Here is a 17,538-nt window from a genome sequence, read left to right on the forward strand (position 1 = left end):
CTCACACGCAGCCGATGCATGGCAGTTTCTTTGCGATTTCGTCGCCCACCTCCAACCCGATCAGGGCGCTTGCAAATTCCTTTAGACCTAAAATATATTGATTCATCAGGAGGTCGCTCAGGATGGGTCTGGCAGGACAGCATGCACTGGTGACAGGCGGTGGACGTGGCATCGGCCGCGCCGTCGCAGCCGCGCTGAAGCGCGAGGGCGCCCGCGTCAGCATCATCGGGCGCGACGCGAAGGTTCTGCAAGAGGCGGCCGAGGCCGGCGATGCCGACGCGTTCATGTCCTGCGACATCCGCGACGAGGCAGCGACTGCCACCGCCGCGGCCGCCTTGGCGCAAGCCCAGCCGCAAGCTCGGCCTTTCGACATCGTCGTCGCCAATGCCGGAGCAGTCGAGACCGGGCCGTTCACCCGTAGCGATGCCGAGCGCTTCCGCCGCATGAACGAGATCAACCTGATCGGAACAGTCAACGCCTTCCATGCGGTGCTGCCCGGCATGCTGGAGCGCCGCAACGGCCGCTTGATCGCCATCGCCTCGACCGCCGGGCATCGCGGCTACGCCTATGTCTCGGCCTATGCCGCCGCCAAGCATGCGGTGATCGGCCTGGTGCGCTCGCTCGCGCTGGAAACCGCGCGCGCCGGCGTCACGGTCAACGCGATCTGCCCCGGCTATACCGACACCGACATGGTCGCAGGCAGTATCAGCGCGATCACCAGCAAGACCGGCCTCACAGACGAGCAGGCGCTGGCGCAGTTGGTGAAGGATAATCCGCAGGGGCGGTTGATCGCGCCGCAGGAGGTCGCGGCCGCAGTGCTCTATCTCTGCGGACCGGCCAGCCAATCCATCACCGGACAATCGATCCTGATCAATGGCGGGGAGTTCTAGAGCATGGAAACGCCCGCCCCCAGCCTCGTGCTCGACCGCGAGACCAAGGCCAGCGAACGCCCCGGCGATCACAAGGACGAACTCCGGCTCTGGCTCAGAATGCTGACCTGCTCGACCCTGATCGAGACCGAGATCCGCAACCGCCTGCGTGAGGAGTTCAAGACGACGCTCCCGCGCTTCGACCTGATGGCGCAGCTCGAGAAATCGACCACCGGCATGACCGTCGGCGAGGTCTCGCAGCGATTGATGGTCTCGAACGGCAATGTCACCGCCGTGGTGGCCGGTCTGCTCGCCGACGGGCTCGTCGACAAGCGCGCCGCCGCGCAGGACCGGCGCGTGCAGGTGCTGACGCTGACGGCGCAGGGGCGCAAGGCCTTCAAGGCAATGGCCGAGCGGCATGAGGGCTGGATCGCGGAGCTTTTTGCGGGGCTCGACCCCGCCGAGACCACGCAATTGTTCCGGCTGCTCGGCCGCACCAAAACTTCCCTGCATGCGGCCATCGCGCAGCGCGCCAACGGAGACAAGGCAGCAAACGGAGACAAGGCATGAGCCTCGCCAACGCCACGACCTTGCCGCTGGCGGGTTTCACACCGGCACATTTCGAGCTGAACGTCGCCGGCAAGGTCGCGACGGTGACGCTGAACCGACCTGAGAAGAAGAATCCGCTGACCTTCGCAAGCTACCGCGAACTCACCGATTTCTTCCTGGCCGCGCAGAAGGAAGAGGACGTCAAGGCGATCGTCGTCACCGGCGCCGGCGGCAATTTCTCCTCGGGCGGCGATGTCTTCGAGATCATCGGGCCTCTGGTCGCGATGGAGACCAAGGACCTGCTGAAGTTCACCCGCATGACCGGCGAACTGGTCAAGGCGATGCGCGCCTGCCCGCAGCCGGTCATCGCCGCGATCGACGGCATCTGCGCCGGCGCGGGTGCGATCATGGCGATGGCGTCCGATCTGCGGTTGGGCACGGCCGAGAGCAAGATCGCCTTCCTGTTCAACCGCGTCGGCCTGGCCGGTTGCGACATGGGCGCCTGCGCGATGCTGCCGCGTATCGTCGGCCAGGGACGCGCAGCCGAATTGCTCTACACCGGCCGCGCGCTGAAGGGCGAGGAAGCCGAACGCTGGGGGTTCCTCAACCGGCTCGTGGCGAGGGAGAGCCTGCTCGCTGAGGCCCAGGCGCTCGCCGCCGAGCTTGCCGACGGCCCGACCTTCGCCAACGCCATGACCAAGCGCATGCTCGAAATGGAGTGGGCGATGTCGGTCGAAAGCGCGATCGAGGCAGAGGCCGTAGCGCAGGCCTTGTGCATGCAGACCGAGGATTTTGCCCGCGCCTACCACGCCTTCGCCAACAAGCAGAAGCCAGTCTTCGAGGGGAATTGAGATGGCGGGCAGCGGCATTCCTGGCATGGCGACTTTGGGTAGTGCGACTTTGGGCATGGCGATCCTGGACGACACGCTCGACTGGCCCTTCTTCGAGGATCGCCATCGCCGCTTCGCCGAGGCGCTTTCGGCCTGGGCCGACACCACCCTGCCCGGCTTGCCGCATGACGATGTCGACGTCGCCTGCCGAGCCCGCGTCAAGGCGCTTGGCGAGGCGGGCTTCCTCAAGGCCGTGGTGCCGGCGGCCTATGGCGGCCTGAGCGAGGCGCTCGATGTCCGCACACTCTGCCTCGCCCGCGAGATCCTGGCGGCGCGCGACGGGCTCGCCGATTTCGCCTTCGCCATGCAGGGGCTCGGCACGGGGTCGATCACGCTCGCAGGCTCGCAGGCGATGAAGCAGCGCATCCTGCCCGGCATCCGCGACGGCAAGCGCATCGCCGCCTTCGCATTATCGGAAAATGAGGCCGGTTCCGACGTCGCCGCAATGGCGACGACCGCAACACCGGACGGCAACACGCATATCCGGATCGACGGCGAAAAGACCTGGATCTCGAATGGCGGCATCGCCGACCACTATGTCGTCTTCGCTCGCTCCGGCGAGGCGCCCGGTGCGCGCGGCCTCTCGGCCTATCTGGTCGAGGCGGACACGCCCGGCCTGAGCATCGCCGAGCGTATCGACGTGATCGCGCCGCACCCGCTCGCCACCTTGCGCTTCGATGCCTGCCGGATTCCGGTCGAGAACCGCATCGGCGGCCCCGGCGACGGCTTCAAGGTCGCGATGGCGACGCTCGACATCTTCCGCTCGACCGTCGGCGCGGCCGCACTTGGCTTCGCAAGGCGGGCGCTGCACGAGACGGTCTCGCACGCCAATGGCCGCAAGCTCTTCGGCGGCACGCTCGGCGACCTGCAATTGTCGCAAGCCGCCATCGCCGACAGCGCAGCCGAGGTCGATGCGGCGGCGCTGCTGGTCTATCGCGCCGCCTGGACCAAGGATCGCGGCGCGCCCCGCGTTACCCGCGAGGCGGCGCTCGCCAAACTCGTCGCAACAGAGAACGCCCAGCGCGTCATCGACCGTGCCGTCCAGATCCATGGCGGGCTCGGTGTGACCAAGGGCGTCAAGGTGGAGGAATTGTACCGGGAAATCAGGGCCTTGCGGATTTATGAGGGCGCCAGCGAGGTCCAGAAGGTCGTGATCGCACGCGACCTGCTGAAGACACATGCCGCTCGAGCACGCGCCGATCAGGTCGATCCAACCTGATCGGATTCGGCTTTAGGCTGGGGGGACGAGATGACAGCAACCGGATTCGCGAGATCGGGACATGAGGACGGTTTCGCGCGGGACAACCTGCCGCCGCGCGACAGCTGGCCCGATCTCAGGCTGACAGAAGCGGGGCTGACCTATCCGGAACGGCTCAACGTCGTCACGGAGCTGCTCGATCGCCATATCTCGGACGGGCGCGGTGGGCGGACCGCGATCATCGCGGGCGATCTGCGCTGGAGCTATGCCGATCTCGCCGAACAGGTGAACCGCATCGCCAATGTGCTGACCCGCGACCTCGGCATGGTTACGGGCAACCGCGTGCTGCTGCGCGCCGCCAACACGCCGATGATGGTGGCGAGCTATCTCGCCGTGCTGAAGGCCGGCGGCGTCGTGGTCGCGACCATGCCGATGCTACGCGTGGGTGAGTTGGTTTATCCGATCCGCAAGGCGAAGATTTCGCTGGCGCTGTGCGACCATCGCCTGCTCTCCGAGCTGGAGGCAGCCCAGGCCCAGGCGCCGGAGCTGACACGGATCGTAGGCTGGGGCGACGATGCGACTGGTAGCCTCGATGTGCTGATGCGCCAGCCCGGTTATGAGAGCTTCACTGCCGCCGACACGGCGAGCGACGATGTCTGCCTGATCGGCTTCACCTCCGGCACGACCGGCGAGCCCAAGGGCACGATGCATTTCCAGCGCGACATCCTGGCAATCTGCGACTGCTATGGCGCCCGCGTGCTCAAGGCCGATCCGGACGACCGCTTCATCGGCTCGCCGCCGCTCGCCTTCACCTTCGGGCTCGGCGGGCTCGTGCTCTTCCCGATGCGGATCGGCGCGGCGATGATCCTGCCGGAGAAGGCCGGCCCACCCGATCTGATCGACGCGATCGAGCGTCACAAGGCATCCGTCGTCTTCACCGCGCCGACGGCCTATCGCGCCATGCTCGACCGGCTCGAAGGGCGCGACATCTCCAGCCTGCGCATCTGCGTCTCGGCCGGCGAGGCCCTGCCCAAGCCGACCTTCGAGGCTTGGGCGGCCAAGACCGGCCTGCCGCTGATGGACGGCATCGGCGCGACCGAGATGCTGCACATCTTCATCGGCGCACCGCGGGAGACGATCAGGCCGGGCGCGACCGGTCTCCCCGTTCCCGGCTATGAGGCCAAGATCGTCGACGAGGCCGGCGTCGAGTGCCCCGACGGCACGCCTGGCCGGCTGGCGGTACGCGGCCCGACAGGCTGCCGCTATCTCGCCGATGCGCGCCAGGCCAGATATGTGCTGGATGGCTGGAACATCACCGGCGACACCTATCTGCGCGATGCGGACGGCTATTTCTGGTATCAGGCCCGCTCCGACGACATGATCATCTCGGCCGGCTACAACATCGCCGGCCCCGAGGTCGAAATCTGCCTGCTGACGCACCCCGCAGTCGCCGAATGCGGCGTCGTCGGTGCGCCCTGTCCGGATCGGGGACAGATCGTCAAAGCCTATGTCGTGCTGCGCGAGGGTTTCCAGGGCGATGCGAACCTCGTCAAGGCGTTGCAGGACCACGTGAAAGCCCATATCGCGCCCTATAAATACCCGCGCGCCGTCGCCTTCGTGACGGCTCTGCCCAAAACGCCGACCGGCAAGCTGCAGCGCTTCGCATTGCGCGAGATCGCGCGCGGCGAGGCCTGACCCTTCTTCGAAACACGAGCCGGAACGGCCCAACCGAGGCGACACCATGTCGAGTGCTGCAACACAACGCGCCATCCTGCCGGAGGGCTGGCCCACGCCACGCGGCTATGCCAACGGCATGGTCGCGGAAGGGCGCGTCCTGGTCACCGGCGGGCTCGTCGGCTGGGACGCGGCCGGCGTCTTCGCGCAGGGCTTCCTGCCGCAGCTTCGACAGACGCTGATCAACATCAAGGCCGTGATCGAGGCCGGCGGCGGGCATGTCGAGGATATCGTCCGGCTGACCTGGTACGTCACCGACATCGCGACCTATCGCGCCAGCCTGAAAGAGATGGGCCCGGTCTACCGCGAGGTGCTCGGCCGGCATTTCCCCGCCATGGCCGTGGTGCAGGTGGTGGCGCTGGTCGAACTGCAGGCCCTGATCGAGATCGAAGCGACCGCGGTCATCGGCAGCTGAAGGCCAGTCTCCTGAAGGCCTGCCCCGGCGCGGCGATTATGTTTCCATATGTTTCGAAGCCTGCATTTCGAAAACAATCGAAACCAAGATCCTTCCTGCAATGGCACAGGCTTAGCAATCCAGCATGAGTTGCTCCTTGACTCTGTTTGCGCCGTCGACCGGCGGCAATCAGTGATGGAGACATTTCATGTCCAGCATCGGCAGCGTTGGCGGCTTTCGTCCGCCTCCGCCGAAACCACCCAGCTTCGACACGCTAGACAGCGACAGCAGCGGCTCGCTCAGTCTCGACGAGTTCCAGAGCGGAGCTCCCAAGGGCGCTGACAGCGCCAAGAGTGAAGCGCTTTTCAAGGCGATCGACAGCGACAGCGACGGCTCGGTCACAAAGGCCGAGTCGGATGCGTTCAAGGCCAAGGCCGAAAAAGCAGGCCAGCAATTGCAGTCCTTCCTGTTCGGGCTTCAATCCGGCCAGACGAGCAGCGCCAGCGACAGCGCGACGAGCGACGACACCGACATCTTCTCGAAAATCGATGCGAACTCCGACGGCAGCATCGCCAAGGACGAGTTCACCCAGGCCTTCTCCATGGGCACGAGCGACTCGACCAGCGCCTTGGGCGACCTCTTCGACGCGATCGACTCCAACTCCGACGGTTCGATCTCGAAAGACGAGACCAAGGCCTTCCAGGACACGCTCAAGGCTGCCGGACCTCCGCCACCTCCGCCGCCTGCGCAGGACGCCTCCAGCGAGGACACCGACGATCAGGACATCTTCTCGCAACTCGATGCGAATTCGGATGGCAGCGTCGCCAAGGACGAATTCCTGAGCGCCCTGTCCTCCGACAAGACGGCTTCCGGTTCCAGCGATCTTTTGAGCAAGCTGTTCGATGCGATCGATTCAGACAAGAACAGATCGATCTCCAAGGACGAGCAGACCGCCTTCCAGCAGGCGTTGGACAGGCGCGGACCTCCGCCCCAGCCCCCGGCCGCGTTCCTCAACGCCTCGCAGAGCTATGGCAGCGCCTACCAGTTGGGAGCCTCGAGCTCCGCAACCAGCAGCTATTCGCAGGCGGCGTGACCTCCATCGCCTGATCAACTCCGGCCGGCAGAATGCCGGTCGGCGTCTCCTGGAGACCCAGCGCCTCTCAGATACCTGCGCCGTCCTGCAAGGCCGAGCCTGCGCGCTCACGCCACAGCAGCGCGTGGAGCCTGCGCAGCAGCGGCCGCAGGGCAATATCCCCGAGCGCCAGCACAGCTGATATGCCGACCTGCTCAGTCACCGCCCAGGTTGCCAGGAACAGCCCGGCCGTGCTCAGGAGCCGCCAGCTCACCGCAGCCAGCCACAACCGGCGATCGGGCGTGCCGGAGCGGCCGACAGTCCGGATGAGCGCCTGCCGCAAACGCGCCAGCGGGCCGGTCGCAGCGCCACCGGCCGAACCTGCGCCCGCAGCCGCCTCGACGAAGCCGAAAGCGACCGTCTCGTTGCTGATCCGGTCGATCAGGATGAAGCCACCAAGCTCACGGTTCTCCCGGTAAGGCAGGGCGATGACGGGCTTGTCGAGCTTCAAGGTGACGAAACCGATGCCGTTCATGCGCAGGCTCTGGGCCGGCACCGGACGGAAGCCTTCGATATCGATGCTGTGATGCAGCACGTCCAGCGTCGCATTGGCGCTTTGCGTCGCGAGCTTGAGCAGGAATTGGCCGCCCTGCAGCAAGGCGCGTTCGCCGGTCCAGAGCAGGCGCGCCTTCACTTCGCGGCTGACCGGCACGGATGAAGACCCTGCAATGATGACATCGCCGCGCGAGACATCGACATCGTCCTCCAGCGTCACGGTCACGGCCTGGCCGACGGCGGCGTTGCTGGCCTCGCCTGCCGCGCCGATCAAACGGGCGATGCGGCTCGCCCGCCCCGAGGGCAGGACGGTCACGGCATCGCCGACGCGCGCTCGGCCGCGCACGGCCAGGCCGGCATAGCCGCGGAAATCGAGATTGGGCCGGTTGACCCACTGCACCGGCAGCACGAAGCCCTCCTCGCCGTGCTGCTCCGGCGCGACCGAGATGGTTTCAAGCAGGGGCAGCAGCGCCGGACCGTCATGCCAGGGCATGGCGGGCGAGCGGCGCATCACGTTCTCGCCGTCGCGCGCCGAGACCGGGATGAAGCGGACCGAGGCGAAGCCCAGCGACTTCGTCGCCTCGCGATAATCCTCGACGATGCGGCGGAAGACAGACTCGTCATAGCCGACGAGGTCCATCTTGTTGACCGCGACCACGACATGGCGGACGCCGACCAGCGAGACGATGAAGGAGTGCCGCCGCGTCTGCGGCAGCAGGCCTTTGCGCGCATCGATCAGGATGATGGCGAGATCGGCGGTCGAGGCGCCTGTCGCCATGTTGCGGGTGTATTGCTCGTGGCCGGGCGTGTCGGCGACGATGAAGCTGCGCTTCTCCGTGGCGAAATAGCGATAGGCGACATCGATGGTGATGCCCTGCTCGCGCTCCGCCGACAGGCCGTCGACGAGCAAGGCGAAATCGGGCTGTGTCCCCTGCGTGCCGAATTTGCGGGAATCGGCGTCGAGCGTGTCGAGCTGATCGTCCAGCACCGCACCGGCTTCATAGAGCATCCGGCCGATCAGCGTCGACTTGCCGTCATCGACCGAACCGCAGGTGATGAAGCGCAGCAGGGAATGCTGGCCCGAGGCTTCGAGGCCGGTCGAATCATTGGCAGGAACCTGCCCGGCAGCCGGGCCCGAGGACCGCTTTTCCTTGGCCAGCGCGGTCATCAGAAATAGCCTTCCTGCTTCTTCTGCTCCATCGAGCCCGCGCCGTCATGGTCGATGACGCGGCCCTGCCGCTCCGACGAGCGCGAGGAGCGCATCTCGGCGATGATCTCGGTCAGGCTCGCGGCTTCGCTCTCGACCGCTCCCGTCAGCGGATAGCAGCCGAGCGTGCGGAAGCGGACCATGCGGCTCTCGACGACCTCGCCGGGCCGGAGCTCCATGCGCTCGTCATCGCGCATGATCCAGGCGCCGTCGCGCTTCACCACCGGGCGCGGAGCGGCGAAATAAAGCGGCACGACCGGAATATTCTCGAGCGCGATGTAGTCCCAGACGTCGCGCTCGGTCCAATTGGAGAGCGGAAACACGCGAAAACTCTCGCCCTTGTGCTTGCGGGTGTTGAACAATTGCCAGGGCTCGGGCCGCTGGTTCTTCGGGTCCCAGCGATGCTCGGGCGAGCGCAGGGAGAAGACGCGCTCCTTGGCGCGGCTCTTCTCCTCGTCACGCCGGGCGCCGCCGAAGGCCGCGTCGAATTTATGCAGGTCGAGCGCCTGTTTCAGGCCTTGCGTCTTCATCACATCGGTATGGATGCGCGAGCCTGAGGCGAAGGGGCCGATGCCTGCCTTCACGCCCTCCTGGTTGACATGCACGATGAGATCGAGCCCGAGCCGGGCGGCGGTCTCGTCGCGGAAGGCGATCATCTCGCGGAACTTCCAGGTCGTATCGACGTGGAGCAGCGGGAAAGGCGGCTTGGCCGGGTAGAACGCCTTCATGGCGAGATGCAGCAGGACGGCGGAATCCTTGCCGATCGAATAGAGCAGCACCGGCTTGTCGCAGGTCGCCACGACCTCGCGGATGATGAAGATCGCCTCGGCTTCGAGCTTCTGGAGATGGCTGAGCTGGATCATGCGCCGGCTCCCAGCGAAGCGGACTTCGCCCGCGTCAGCTTCCCGTCCGGGCCGACATGGAGTCCGCATTCCTTGGCCGCATCGTCCTCCCACCACCAGCGCCCGGCCCGCTCGGGCTCGCCGGGGCGGATGGCGCGTGTGCAGGGTTGGCAACCGATCGAGACGAAACCCTTCTCGTGTAGCGGGTTGAGCGGAACACCATTCGCCTTGGCGAAGGCGAGCGTCCTGTCGCGCGACCAGTCGAGCAAGGGGCTGAGCTTGATCAGCCCCCTCGCCGCCTCGGCCTCGGCGAAGCGGACGCCGCCGCGCGCGGCCGACTGATCGGCGCGCAGTCCGGTGATCCAGATGTCGGCGCCGGCCAGCGCCCGCCCGAGCGGCTCCACCTTGCGAATGTCGCAGCAGGCCTTGCGCGCCTCGCGCGAGGTGTAGAAGCCGTCGAGGCCATATTCGCCGACAAACCCCTCGACCGCGTCATGACGCGGGTAGAACGGCAGGATCCGGACGCCGAAATGCGCCTCGGTCTCTTTCCAGAGCGCATGGACCTCCGGAAACAACCGATCGGTGTCGAGCGTCACGATCTCGACCGGAAGTCCGGCATCGATGATGAAATGGGTGAGGACCTGGTCCTCCAGGCCGAAGCTGGTCGTGAAGACGAGGCGACCATGCGCAGCTGCTGCGGCGCCAGTGAGCCGGGCAGCGACATCCGCCGCACCGAACGCCTCGTTCAAGGCCTGGGCCCGCTGCTCCAGCGTCGCGCCAGTAGTTGGAGCGTCCGAAGCGGTGATCCGACCGGATAGGCCCGGTGCATTCAAGAGATCGGCGGACATCGGTTTTCGCCAGGTGAAGCGTTCGGTAAATCGAACGCTTCACCTAGTCCCGAAAGCCCGAATGATCAATTCACAGGCAGTAGCGTGGTTTTTCTTATTTCACTTAAAAAGGAGAACAACCTTCCGCAGCGAGGCAAACGGCCCGTTTCCGCTGCGGAATCGTGGGCGCTCGCGCCCCTGCCGGGTTCAGATCATGCAGAGCGTCAGATCCCGCGCGTGGCTCCGCCATCGATGCGGATCTTGGCGCCGGTGACATAGCTCGCCCGCGTGCTGGCCAGGAAGGCAACGACATCGGCGAATTCCTGCGCCGTGCCGTAGCGCCCGACCGGAATCGTCGCGCGCGAGGCCTTGGCCGCCTCGTCGGGCGTGACGCCGGTGCGGTCAGCGGCGGCCTTGTCGAGCTGGTCGACGCGCTCGGTATGGATGCGCCCGGGCAGGACGACATTCACCGTGACGCCTTGCGCGGCGACTTCCGCCGAGAGCGTCTTCGACCAGCCGATCACCGCCGAGCGGATGCCGTTCGACAGCGCCAGGCGCGGGATCGGCTGTTCCACGCCGGATGAGGCGATGGTGATGATGCGGCCGAAGCCGCGCCCCGTCATGCCAGGCAGCAGGCCCTGCGCAAGGTGGAAGAGGTTGGCCGCCATCCCCTCGAAATGCTTCAGCCAGTCCTCGCGCTTGGCCTCGCGCGCCTCGGCCGGCGGCGGGCCGCCCGAATTGCCGATCAGGATGTCGACGCCCCCAGTGCCATTGAGCTCACCGAGAAACGTGTCGACGGCTGCGATATCCGACAAATCGAGGCTCACGGAGGAGAGGCGCCCGCGCATCTCTGCGGGACAGTCGGCGATCCAGGCGTTGGTCGCGGCGACGTTGCGTGCGGCCGCGATCACCGTCGCACCCTCCGCCGCGAGCGTCCGGGCGATGGCTGCGCCGAGGCCGCGGCTCGCGCCCAGCACCAGAGCGCGCTTGTCGTGAAGGCCGAGATCCATGATGTGCTCCGTCCGGTTTCCTGGGCGCACGCGTTCGCGCGCGGTCGGCTCGCTGATAGCGGCTCGGCCTCGCCAAGGGAATGGCCGCCTGCGCCGGGGCAGACAGGACGAGGACGCGTTGCGCTGGCGCGTGCTAGGCTACGGCCGGCATCGCCTTTCGACCAGATTGACAGACGGCATCGGCCAGCGGAAAATTGTGCGAATTCAAAATAGTAGTGCGGTAATCGCACGTTTTGGGAGGGGTATCATGCCGAAATCGAGATTCGCATTATCGCGCGCCTTATCACGCCGTGCCTTGCTGGCCCTGGGCGGCACGGCCCTCATGCTCGCCTCGGCGCCGGCACAGGCGCAAGCACAACAGACCGTCAAGATCGGTCTGATCCTGCCGATGACCGGCCCCTTCGCCGGCGCGATCGGCCGGCAGATCGAGGCCGCCGCGAAGCTCTACATTGCGCAGAACGGCGCGAGCGTCGCGGGCAAGACGATCGAGCTGATCGTCAAGGACGATACCGGCACGCCCGACGTCACCCGTCGCATCGCGCAGGAACTGCTGGTCAACGACAAGGTCTCCTTCCTGGCCGGTTTCGGGCTAACCCCGCTCGCCTTCGCGGTGGCGCCGCTGGCGACGCAGTCGAAGACGCCGCAGATCGTCATGGCGGCAGGCACCTCCTCGATCACCGAACAGTCCCCCTTCATCGTGCGAACCTCCTTCACCTTGCCGCAGGTGACGATCGGCATCGCCGACTGGGCCTCGAAGAACGGCATCAAGAAGGCGATGACGCTGGTCGCCGATTACGGCCCGGGCCTCGACGCCGAGAAGTCGTTCAAAGAGCGGCTGACGGCAGCCGGCGGCGAGATCACCGGCGAAATCCGCATCCCGCTGCGCAATCCCGACTTCTCGCCTTTCCTGCAGCGCGTCACGGACGCCAAACCCGATGCGCTCTTCGTCTTCGTACCCTCGGGCCTCGGCGTGCAGTTCATGAAGCAATTCGTCGAGCGCGGCCTGGACAAATCCGGCATCCGGCTGATCGCGACCGGCGACGTCACCGATGACGAATCGCTCGACAGCATGGGCGACGTCACACTCGGCCTCGTCACCACGCATCACTATTCGGCGGCCCATCCCTCGCCCGAGAACAAGGCCTTCGTCGAGGCCTTCCGCAAATCCGCCAATGTGCGGCCCAATTTCATGGCGGTGGGCGGCTGGGACGGCATGCACCTGATCTATCAGGCGCTGAAAAAGACCAATGGCGACACCGACGGTACCAAGCTGGTCGAGGCGATGAAGGGCATGAGCTGGGTCAGCCCGCGCGGGCCGATCTCGATCGACCCCAAGACGCGCGACATCATCCAGAACGTCTATGTCCGCAAGGTCGAGAGGGTGAATGGCGAACTCTACAATGTCGAGTTCTCGACCTTCGAGGCTGTGCCGGACCCGGTGAAGGCCGCGAAGTAAGGCACTGATCATCAAGACCGCAACCGTCATTGCGAGCACCCGGGTCTTGCCTTCGGCAAGCCAGAGTACAGGCTCCGCGAAGCAATCCAGAGCGGCCGTGCTCGACCTCCCCCTGGATTGCTTCGTCGCTGCGCTCCTCGCAATGACGATCTAGCACTGGCAACTCCAACCCGAGAGTGGAGCCCTCCTTGCTGACCATCCTGTTCGACGGGATCGCCTATGGCATGCTGCTCTTCGTGCTGGCGGCGGGGCTGGCAGTGACGCTCGGCTTGATGAACTTCGTCAATCTGGCGCATGGCGCCTTCGCCATGGCCGGCGGCTACGCCACCGTCATCCTGATGAACCGGCTCAGTGTGCCGTTCCTGCTTTGCCTGCCGCTCGCCTTCCTGTTCAGTGCGGCGCTGGGCCTGCTCTTCGAGCGCGCGCTCTATCGGCACATGTATGAGCGCAGCCATCTCGACCAGGTGCTGTTCTCGATCGGCCTGGTTTTCATGTCGATCGCCGCGACCGACTATCTGATGGGCTCGCAGCAGCAGAACATCCATCTGCCGGCTTATCTGCAGGGCCGCATCTTCATCGGCGGGGTCGGCATCGGCATCTACCGGCTTTTCATCGTGGTGCTCTGCGGCCTGATGGCGCTTGGCCTGCAATGGATGCTGGCGAAGACGCGCTTCGGCAGCCAGTTGCGCGCCGCCGTCGATGACCGGCGCGCGGCGCGCGGGCTCGGCATCCCGGTGGTCAAGGTCTTCGCCATCACCTTCGCCTTCGGCTCCGGTCTGGCGGGGCTTGGCGGCGCGCTCGGCGCCGAGATCGTCGGGCTCGATCCGACCTTCCCGCTCAAATTCATGCTCTACTTCCTGATCGTGGTCACGGTTGGCGGCACCTCGAGCCTGACCGGGCCGCTGCTGGCGGCGCTCATGCTCGGCGTCGCCGACGTGATGGGCAAATATCTCGTGCCGCAGCTTGGAGCCTTCATCATTTATGCGATCATGCTGGCAGTCCTGATGCTCAGGCCGCAGGGCCTGTTCGCGCGTGGGCGCTGAGATGCTCAGCAAACCTCCCCGTACCCGGCCGCTGGGGGCGCAAGCGCCCTCACCCGCCGCCTTCCTGAAAGCGAAGGCAGCCTGGCGCTGGCCGGAAATCCTGTTCTGGATCAGTGCTTTCGGACTGATTCTTCTGTTTCCGAATCGCCATCTCCTGCTCAACGAAATCGCGATCCTGGGGCTGTTCGCGCTCTCGCTCGACCTGATCCTGGGCTATGCCGGCATCGTCTCGCTCGGACATGCAGCCTTCTTCGGCGTCGGGGCTTATGCGGCGGGGCTGCTCGCCAAGCACGGCGTGTCCGAGCCGGTGACCGGGCTCCTGCTGTCGGGGGCGGCGGCCGGCCTCGTCGGCTTCCTCGCCAGTTTCATGATCCTGCGCGGCACGGATCTGACCCGGCTGATGGTGACGCTCGGCGTCGCCCTGATCTTCCACGAACTCGCCAACCGGCTCGACTGGATCACCGGCGGCGCGGACGGCTTGCTCGGCGTCTCGGTCGGCCCGATCCTGGGCCGCTTCGATTTCGATTTCGCCGGCACCAAGGCCTATACCTACAGCCTGACCGCGACATTCCTGCTCTTCCTGCTGGCAAGGCGGATCGTGCATTCGCCTTTCGGCCTGTCGCTGAAGGCGCTCAAGGACAACCGCCTGCGCGCGGCGACGATCGGCATCGCGCCGAACCGACGCATCGTCGCGATCTACACATTGGCCGCCGTCTATGCCGGCATGGCCGGCGCCCTGCTCACCCAGACGACGCAGTTCGTCTCGCTGGAGGTGCTCGATTTCGCGCGCTCGGCCGACGCACTGCTGGTGCTTGTCATCGGCGGCTCCGGCTATCTCTATGGCGGGCTGATCGGCGCGATCGCCTTCAAGCTGATGAAGGACACGCTCTCGGCGATGACGCCGGCCTATTGGATCTTCTGGATGGGCTTCATCCTGGTGATCCTGGTGCTGATCGGTCGCGACCGCTTGATGGCCACGCTGGCCAGGCCTTTTGCCCCGCTGCTCAGGTTGCTGGGAGCGCGCCGGCCATGACGCTCGCCCACCAGACGCTCGCCCTCCAAACTCTCGGGCTGAGCAAGTCCTTCGGCGGCTTCAAGGCCAATTCGGAGATCTCGCTCAGCGTCGCCAAGGGCGCGCGCCATGCGCTGATCGGCCCCAACGGCGCCGGCAAGACCACCTTCATCAACCTGCTCACAGGCGTGCTGCCGGCGACCTCCGGCACGGTCCGGCTGCTGGACGAGGATGTGACGCGCGTCAGCCAGCAAGGCCGCGTCAAGCGCGGCATGGCGCGGACCTACCAGATCAACCAGCTTTTCGCCGATCTCACGCCGATCGAGACCGTCGGCCTCGCCATCGCCGAGCGCGAGGGTGCCGGTGCGCGCTGGTGGAGCCGCGTCGGCCAGAACAGCGCGGTCGTCGACGAAGCCGAGGCGCTGCTCACGCGCATGAAGCTCGGTGAAGTGATGATGTGGCGTACCGCGACACTGCCCTATGGCAAGCAGCGGCTGCTCGAGATCGCGCTCGCCATGGCCTGCAAGCCGAAGCTGCTCCTGCTCGACGAGCCTGCGGCCGGCGTGCCGGAGGATGAACGCCACGACGTGCTCGACAGCGTCGAGGCGCTGCCGCAGGACGTCACCGTCCTGCTGATCGAACACGACATGGAGCTGGTCTTCTCCTTCGCCGACCGGATCTCGGTGCTGGTCCAGGGCCAGCTCTTCGCGGAAGGCGGCGTCGAGGAGATTTCGACCGACCCACGCGTGAAGGCCGTCTATCTCGGGGAGGACGCGCATGTCTGAGCCCCAAAGTCTCTTATCCAAGTCCCAAGCCATCGCCGGCCTGCTCGAAATCGACGACCTCGTCGCCGGCTATCGCGAGGCGATCGTCATCAACGGGCTGTCTCTGCGGCTCGCCGACGGCAAGGCGCTGGCGCTGCTGGGGCGCAACGGCACCGGCAAGACCACGCTGATCGACACGATCATGGGGCTGACCCGCCATGTCTCGGGCCGCATCCGCTTCAAGGGCGAGGACATCACCCATCTGCCTCCCGAGAGGCGCGCGGCGATCGGCATCGGCTGGGTTCCGCAGGAGCGCAACATCTTCCGCTCGCTCACGGTCGAGGAAAACCTGACGGTCGTTCAACGAGGCACGGCCTGGACGGTCGCGCGCGCCTATGAATTGTTCCCGCGTCTCGGCGAGCGCCGCCGCAATCTCGGCAACCAGCTCTCCGGCGGCGAACAGCAGATGCTGGCGGTCGCACGCGCCCTGATGCTCGACCCCGACCTGCTGCTGCTCGACGAGCCGCTGGAGGGGCTCGCCCCGATCATCGTCGATGAATTGCTGGCTGCGATCGCCCGGCTCAACCGCGAGGGCGGGCTGACCACGATCCTGGTCGAGCAGAAGGCGCGCAAGATCCTGCCCTTCACCGACGAAGCGATCATCCTCGACCGGGGCGCCATCGTCCATGCCGCGCGCTCCGAAGCGCTCCTAGCTGACGAGACGGCCATGTCCGCCCATCTCGCCGTCGCCGAACGGCCGGCCCGCTCGCGACGGTCGCCACGATCCCACTGCTAGACCTGCCCACAACCAGGCCCGCCCACAACCAGACCTGATCGGAGGACCAAGACCATGACGACCAGGACCAAGCCACCCTTCCGCGCCGACATGGTCGGCAGCCTGCTGCGCACCGCCCCGCTCAAGCAGGCCCGCGAGACGCACGCCGCCGGGACGCTCGATGACGCCGCCTTCAAGGCGATCGAGGATGCCGAGATCCGCAAATTGATCGCCAGGCAGGAGGCGATCGGCCTGAAGGGCGTGACCGATGGCGAGTTCCGCCGCGCCTATTGGCATTTCGACTTCATGGAGGAGCTCGACGGCATCGAGGCGATCACGGCCGATTCAGGCATGAACTTCAAGGGCGGCGTCGGCATCGCCAAATCGCTGCGCATCGTCGGTAAGGTCGGGTTCAGCGGCCATCCGATGATCGAGCATTTCAAGTTCCTGCGCGACAATGTCTCTCCGGGCTCGACGCCGAAGATGACCATCCCCGGCCCCAGCATGCTGCACTACCGGGGCGGCCGGAAGATGATCAATATGGGCGTCTACCCGCAGATGGAGGCGTTCTACGGCGATGTCGGCGCCGCCTATAACAAGGCCGTCCACGCCTTCTACGATGCCGGCTGCCGCTATCTGCAGCTCGACGACATCTCGTTTGCCTATCTCTGCGACCCCGACCAGCGCGAGATGCTGCGGGCCCGCGGCGACGATCCCGAGCACCAGCCCGAGATCTATGCCGGCATGGTGCGGGCCGCGCTCAAGGACAAGCCGGCAGACCTCGCCATCACCATGCATCTTTGCCGCGGCAATTTCCGTTCGACCTTCATCGCATCCGGCGGCTACGAGCCGATCGCCGAGCTCCTGTTCAACACCATGCCGGTCGACGGCTATTTCATGGAGTGGGACAATGACCGCTCCGGCGGCTTCGAGCCCTTGCGCTTCCTGCCCAAGGGCAAACATGTCGTGCTCGGGTTGGTGACCTCGAAAACCGGCGTGCTGGAGAGCAAGGACGATCTCAAACGGCGCATCGACGAGGCCTCGAAATTCGTCGCGCTCGACCAGCTCTGCCTGTCCCCGCAATGCGGCTTCGCCTCGACCGAGGAAGGCAATACGCTGGCCGAGGACGAGCAGTGGCGGAAGCTCGAACTGATCGCGGAGACGGCAGGTGAGATTTGGGGCTGAGCCCCATTCGACCGGCCGCGCGCTAACCATTTTGGCGGTTTTCCGCCATAACCCGCCTGCTGAAGGCGTGATGTGAACTGTGGTTCGCAACGCATTCACTCCTCACTGACGCAAGGACAGGCGGCCTCTGGTAGGGAGTCGTTAAGCCTGATCCAG

Annotated in this window: 17 protein-coding genes; 13 read left to right on the top strand and 4 right to left on the bottom strand. The window is 65.9% G+C overall.

From position 1 onward, the window contains the following. Positions 1-122: 122 nt before the first annotated feature. The 7 genes from J2Y55_RS14580 to J2Y55_RS14610 all read left to right on the top strand — a co-directional run bounded on the left by J2Y55_RS14580 (position 123) and on the right by J2Y55_RS14610 (position 6,727). A complete protein-coding gene (locus tag J2Y55_RS14580) occupies positions 123-890 on the top strand; it encodes an SDR family NAD(P)-dependent oxidoreductase (RefSeq protein WP_310154261.1) in 768 nt (255 codons plus the stop codon). Between the two features lie 3 nt (positions 891-893). Further along, positions 894-1,439 carry a MarR family winged helix-turn-helix transcriptional regulator gene (locus J2Y55_RS14585; protein ID WP_310154264.1) on the top strand — a complete coding sequence of 182 codons (546 nt, stop codon included), beginning with the start codon at positions 894-896 and terminating at the stop codon, positions 1,437-1,439. Next, positions 1,436-2,269, top strand: coding sequence for an enoyl-CoA hydratase family protein (locus J2Y55_RS14590; protein WP_310154266.1), 834 nt, complete (start codon positions 1,436-1,438; stop codon positions 2,267-2,269). The genes J2Y55_RS14585 and J2Y55_RS14590 overlap by 4 nt, the downstream gene beginning before the upstream one ends. Before the next feature lie 55 nt (positions 2,270-2,324). After that, complete coding sequence (locus J2Y55_RS14595) at positions 2,325-3,527, top strand: acyl-CoA dehydrogenase family protein (protein ID WP_310154378.1); 1,203 nt, start codon at positions 2,325-2,327, stop codon at positions 3,525-3,527. Between the two features lie 30 nt (positions 3,528-3,557). Next, positions 3,558-5,201 (top strand): benzoate-CoA ligase family protein, encoded by a 1,644-nt coding sequence (locus J2Y55_RS14600; protein ID WP_310154268.1) that lies wholly within the window; start codon positions 3,558-3,560, stop codon positions 5,199-5,201. Between the two features lie 46 nt (positions 5,202-5,247). Continuing rightward, positions 5,248-5,655 carry a RidA family protein gene (locus tag J2Y55_RS14605; RefSeq protein WP_310154269.1) on the top strand — a complete coding sequence of 136 codons (408 nt, stop codon included), beginning with the start codon at positions 5,248-5,250 and terminating at the stop codon, positions 5,653-5,655. A gap of 187 nt (positions 5,656-5,842) precedes the next feature. Then, positions 5,843-6,727 (top strand): EF-hand domain-containing protein, encoded by an 885-nt coding sequence (locus J2Y55_RS14610; RefSeq protein ID WP_310154271.1) that lies wholly within the window; start codon positions 5,843-5,845, stop codon positions 6,725-6,727. A 67-nt stretch (positions 6,728-6,794) separates the two neighbouring features. On the opposite strand, the gene cysN is transcribed toward J2Y55_RS14610, so the two are convergent. From cysN to J2Y55_RS14630, 4 genes are all read right to left on the bottom strand, one after another. Beyond that, a complete protein-coding gene (gene cysN, locus J2Y55_RS14615; RefSeq protein ID WP_310154273.1) occupies positions 6,795-8,429 on the bottom strand; it encodes a sulfate adenylyltransferase subunit CysN in 1,635 nt (544 codons plus the stop codon). Continuing rightward, positions 8,429-9,331, bottom strand: a complete 903-nt coding sequence (cysD, locus tag J2Y55_RS14620; RefSeq protein WP_310154275.1) for a sulfate adenylyltransferase subunit CysD — start codon at positions 9,329-9,331, stop codon at positions 8,429-8,431. The genes cysN and cysD overlap by 1 nt, the downstream gene beginning before the upstream one ends. Then, on the bottom strand, positions 9,328-10,158 hold the full coding sequence (locus tag J2Y55_RS14625) for a phosphoadenylyl-sulfate reductase (protein ID WP_310154277.1): 831 nt from the start codon (positions 10,156-10,158) through the stop codon (positions 9,328-9,330). Before J2Y55_RS14625 ends, cysD begins: the two co-directional genes overlap by 4 nt. Positions 10,159-10,361: 203 nt before the next feature. Continuing rightward, on the bottom strand, positions 10,362-11,147 hold the full coding sequence (locus J2Y55_RS14630; protein ID WP_310154279.1) for an SDR family oxidoreductase: 786 nt from the start codon (positions 11,145-11,147) through the stop codon (positions 10,362-10,364). A gap of 247 nt (positions 11,148-11,394) precedes the next feature. Here J2Y55_RS14630 and J2Y55_RS14635 point away from each other — a divergent pair, with 247 nt between their 5' ends. From J2Y55_RS14635 to J2Y55_RS14660, 6 genes are all read left to right on the top strand, one after another. Next, positions 11,395-12,603 carry an ABC transporter substrate-binding protein gene (locus J2Y55_RS14635; protein ID WP_404978922.1) on the top strand — a complete coding sequence of 403 codons (1,209 nt, stop codon included), beginning with the start codon at positions 11,395-11,397 and terminating at the stop codon, positions 12,601-12,603. Between the two features lie 188 nt (positions 12,604-12,791). After that, positions 12,792-13,646: a branched-chain amino acid ABC transporter permease gene (locus J2Y55_RS14640; protein ID WP_310154281.1), complete on the top strand. Its 855-nt coding sequence runs from the start codon at positions 12,792-12,794 to the stop codon at positions 13,644-13,646. Between the two features lies 1 nt (position 13,647). Then, positions 13,648-14,679: a branched-chain amino acid ABC transporter permease gene (locus J2Y55_RS14645; protein WP_310154282.1), complete on the top strand. Its 1,032-nt coding sequence runs from the start codon at positions 13,648-13,650 to the stop codon at positions 14,677-14,679. Beyond that, a complete protein-coding gene (locus J2Y55_RS14650) occupies positions 14,676-15,443 on the top strand; it encodes an ABC transporter ATP-binding protein (protein ID WP_310154283.1) in 768 nt (255 codons plus the stop codon). The genes J2Y55_RS14645 and J2Y55_RS14650 overlap by 4 nt, the downstream gene beginning before the upstream one ends. Positions 15,444-15,474: 31 nt before the next feature. Continuing rightward, on the top strand, positions 15,475-16,218 hold the full coding sequence (locus J2Y55_RS14655; RefSeq protein WP_310154383.1) for an ABC transporter ATP-binding protein: 744 nt from the start codon (positions 15,475-15,477) through the stop codon (positions 16,216-16,218). Positions 16,219-16,272: 54 nt separating this feature from the next. Further along, positions 16,273-17,382, top strand: a complete 1,110-nt coding sequence (locus J2Y55_RS14660; RefSeq protein WP_310154284.1) for a 5-methyltetrahydropteroyltriglutamate--homocysteine S-methyltransferase — start codon at positions 16,273-16,275, stop codon at positions 17,380-17,382. Positions 17,383-17,538: the final 156 nt, after the last annotated feature.

Source organism: Allobosea sp. BE125 (assembly GCF_031456075.1).
GTDB lineage: Bacteria > Pseudomonadota > Alphaproteobacteria > Rhizobiales > Beijerinckiaceae > Allobosea.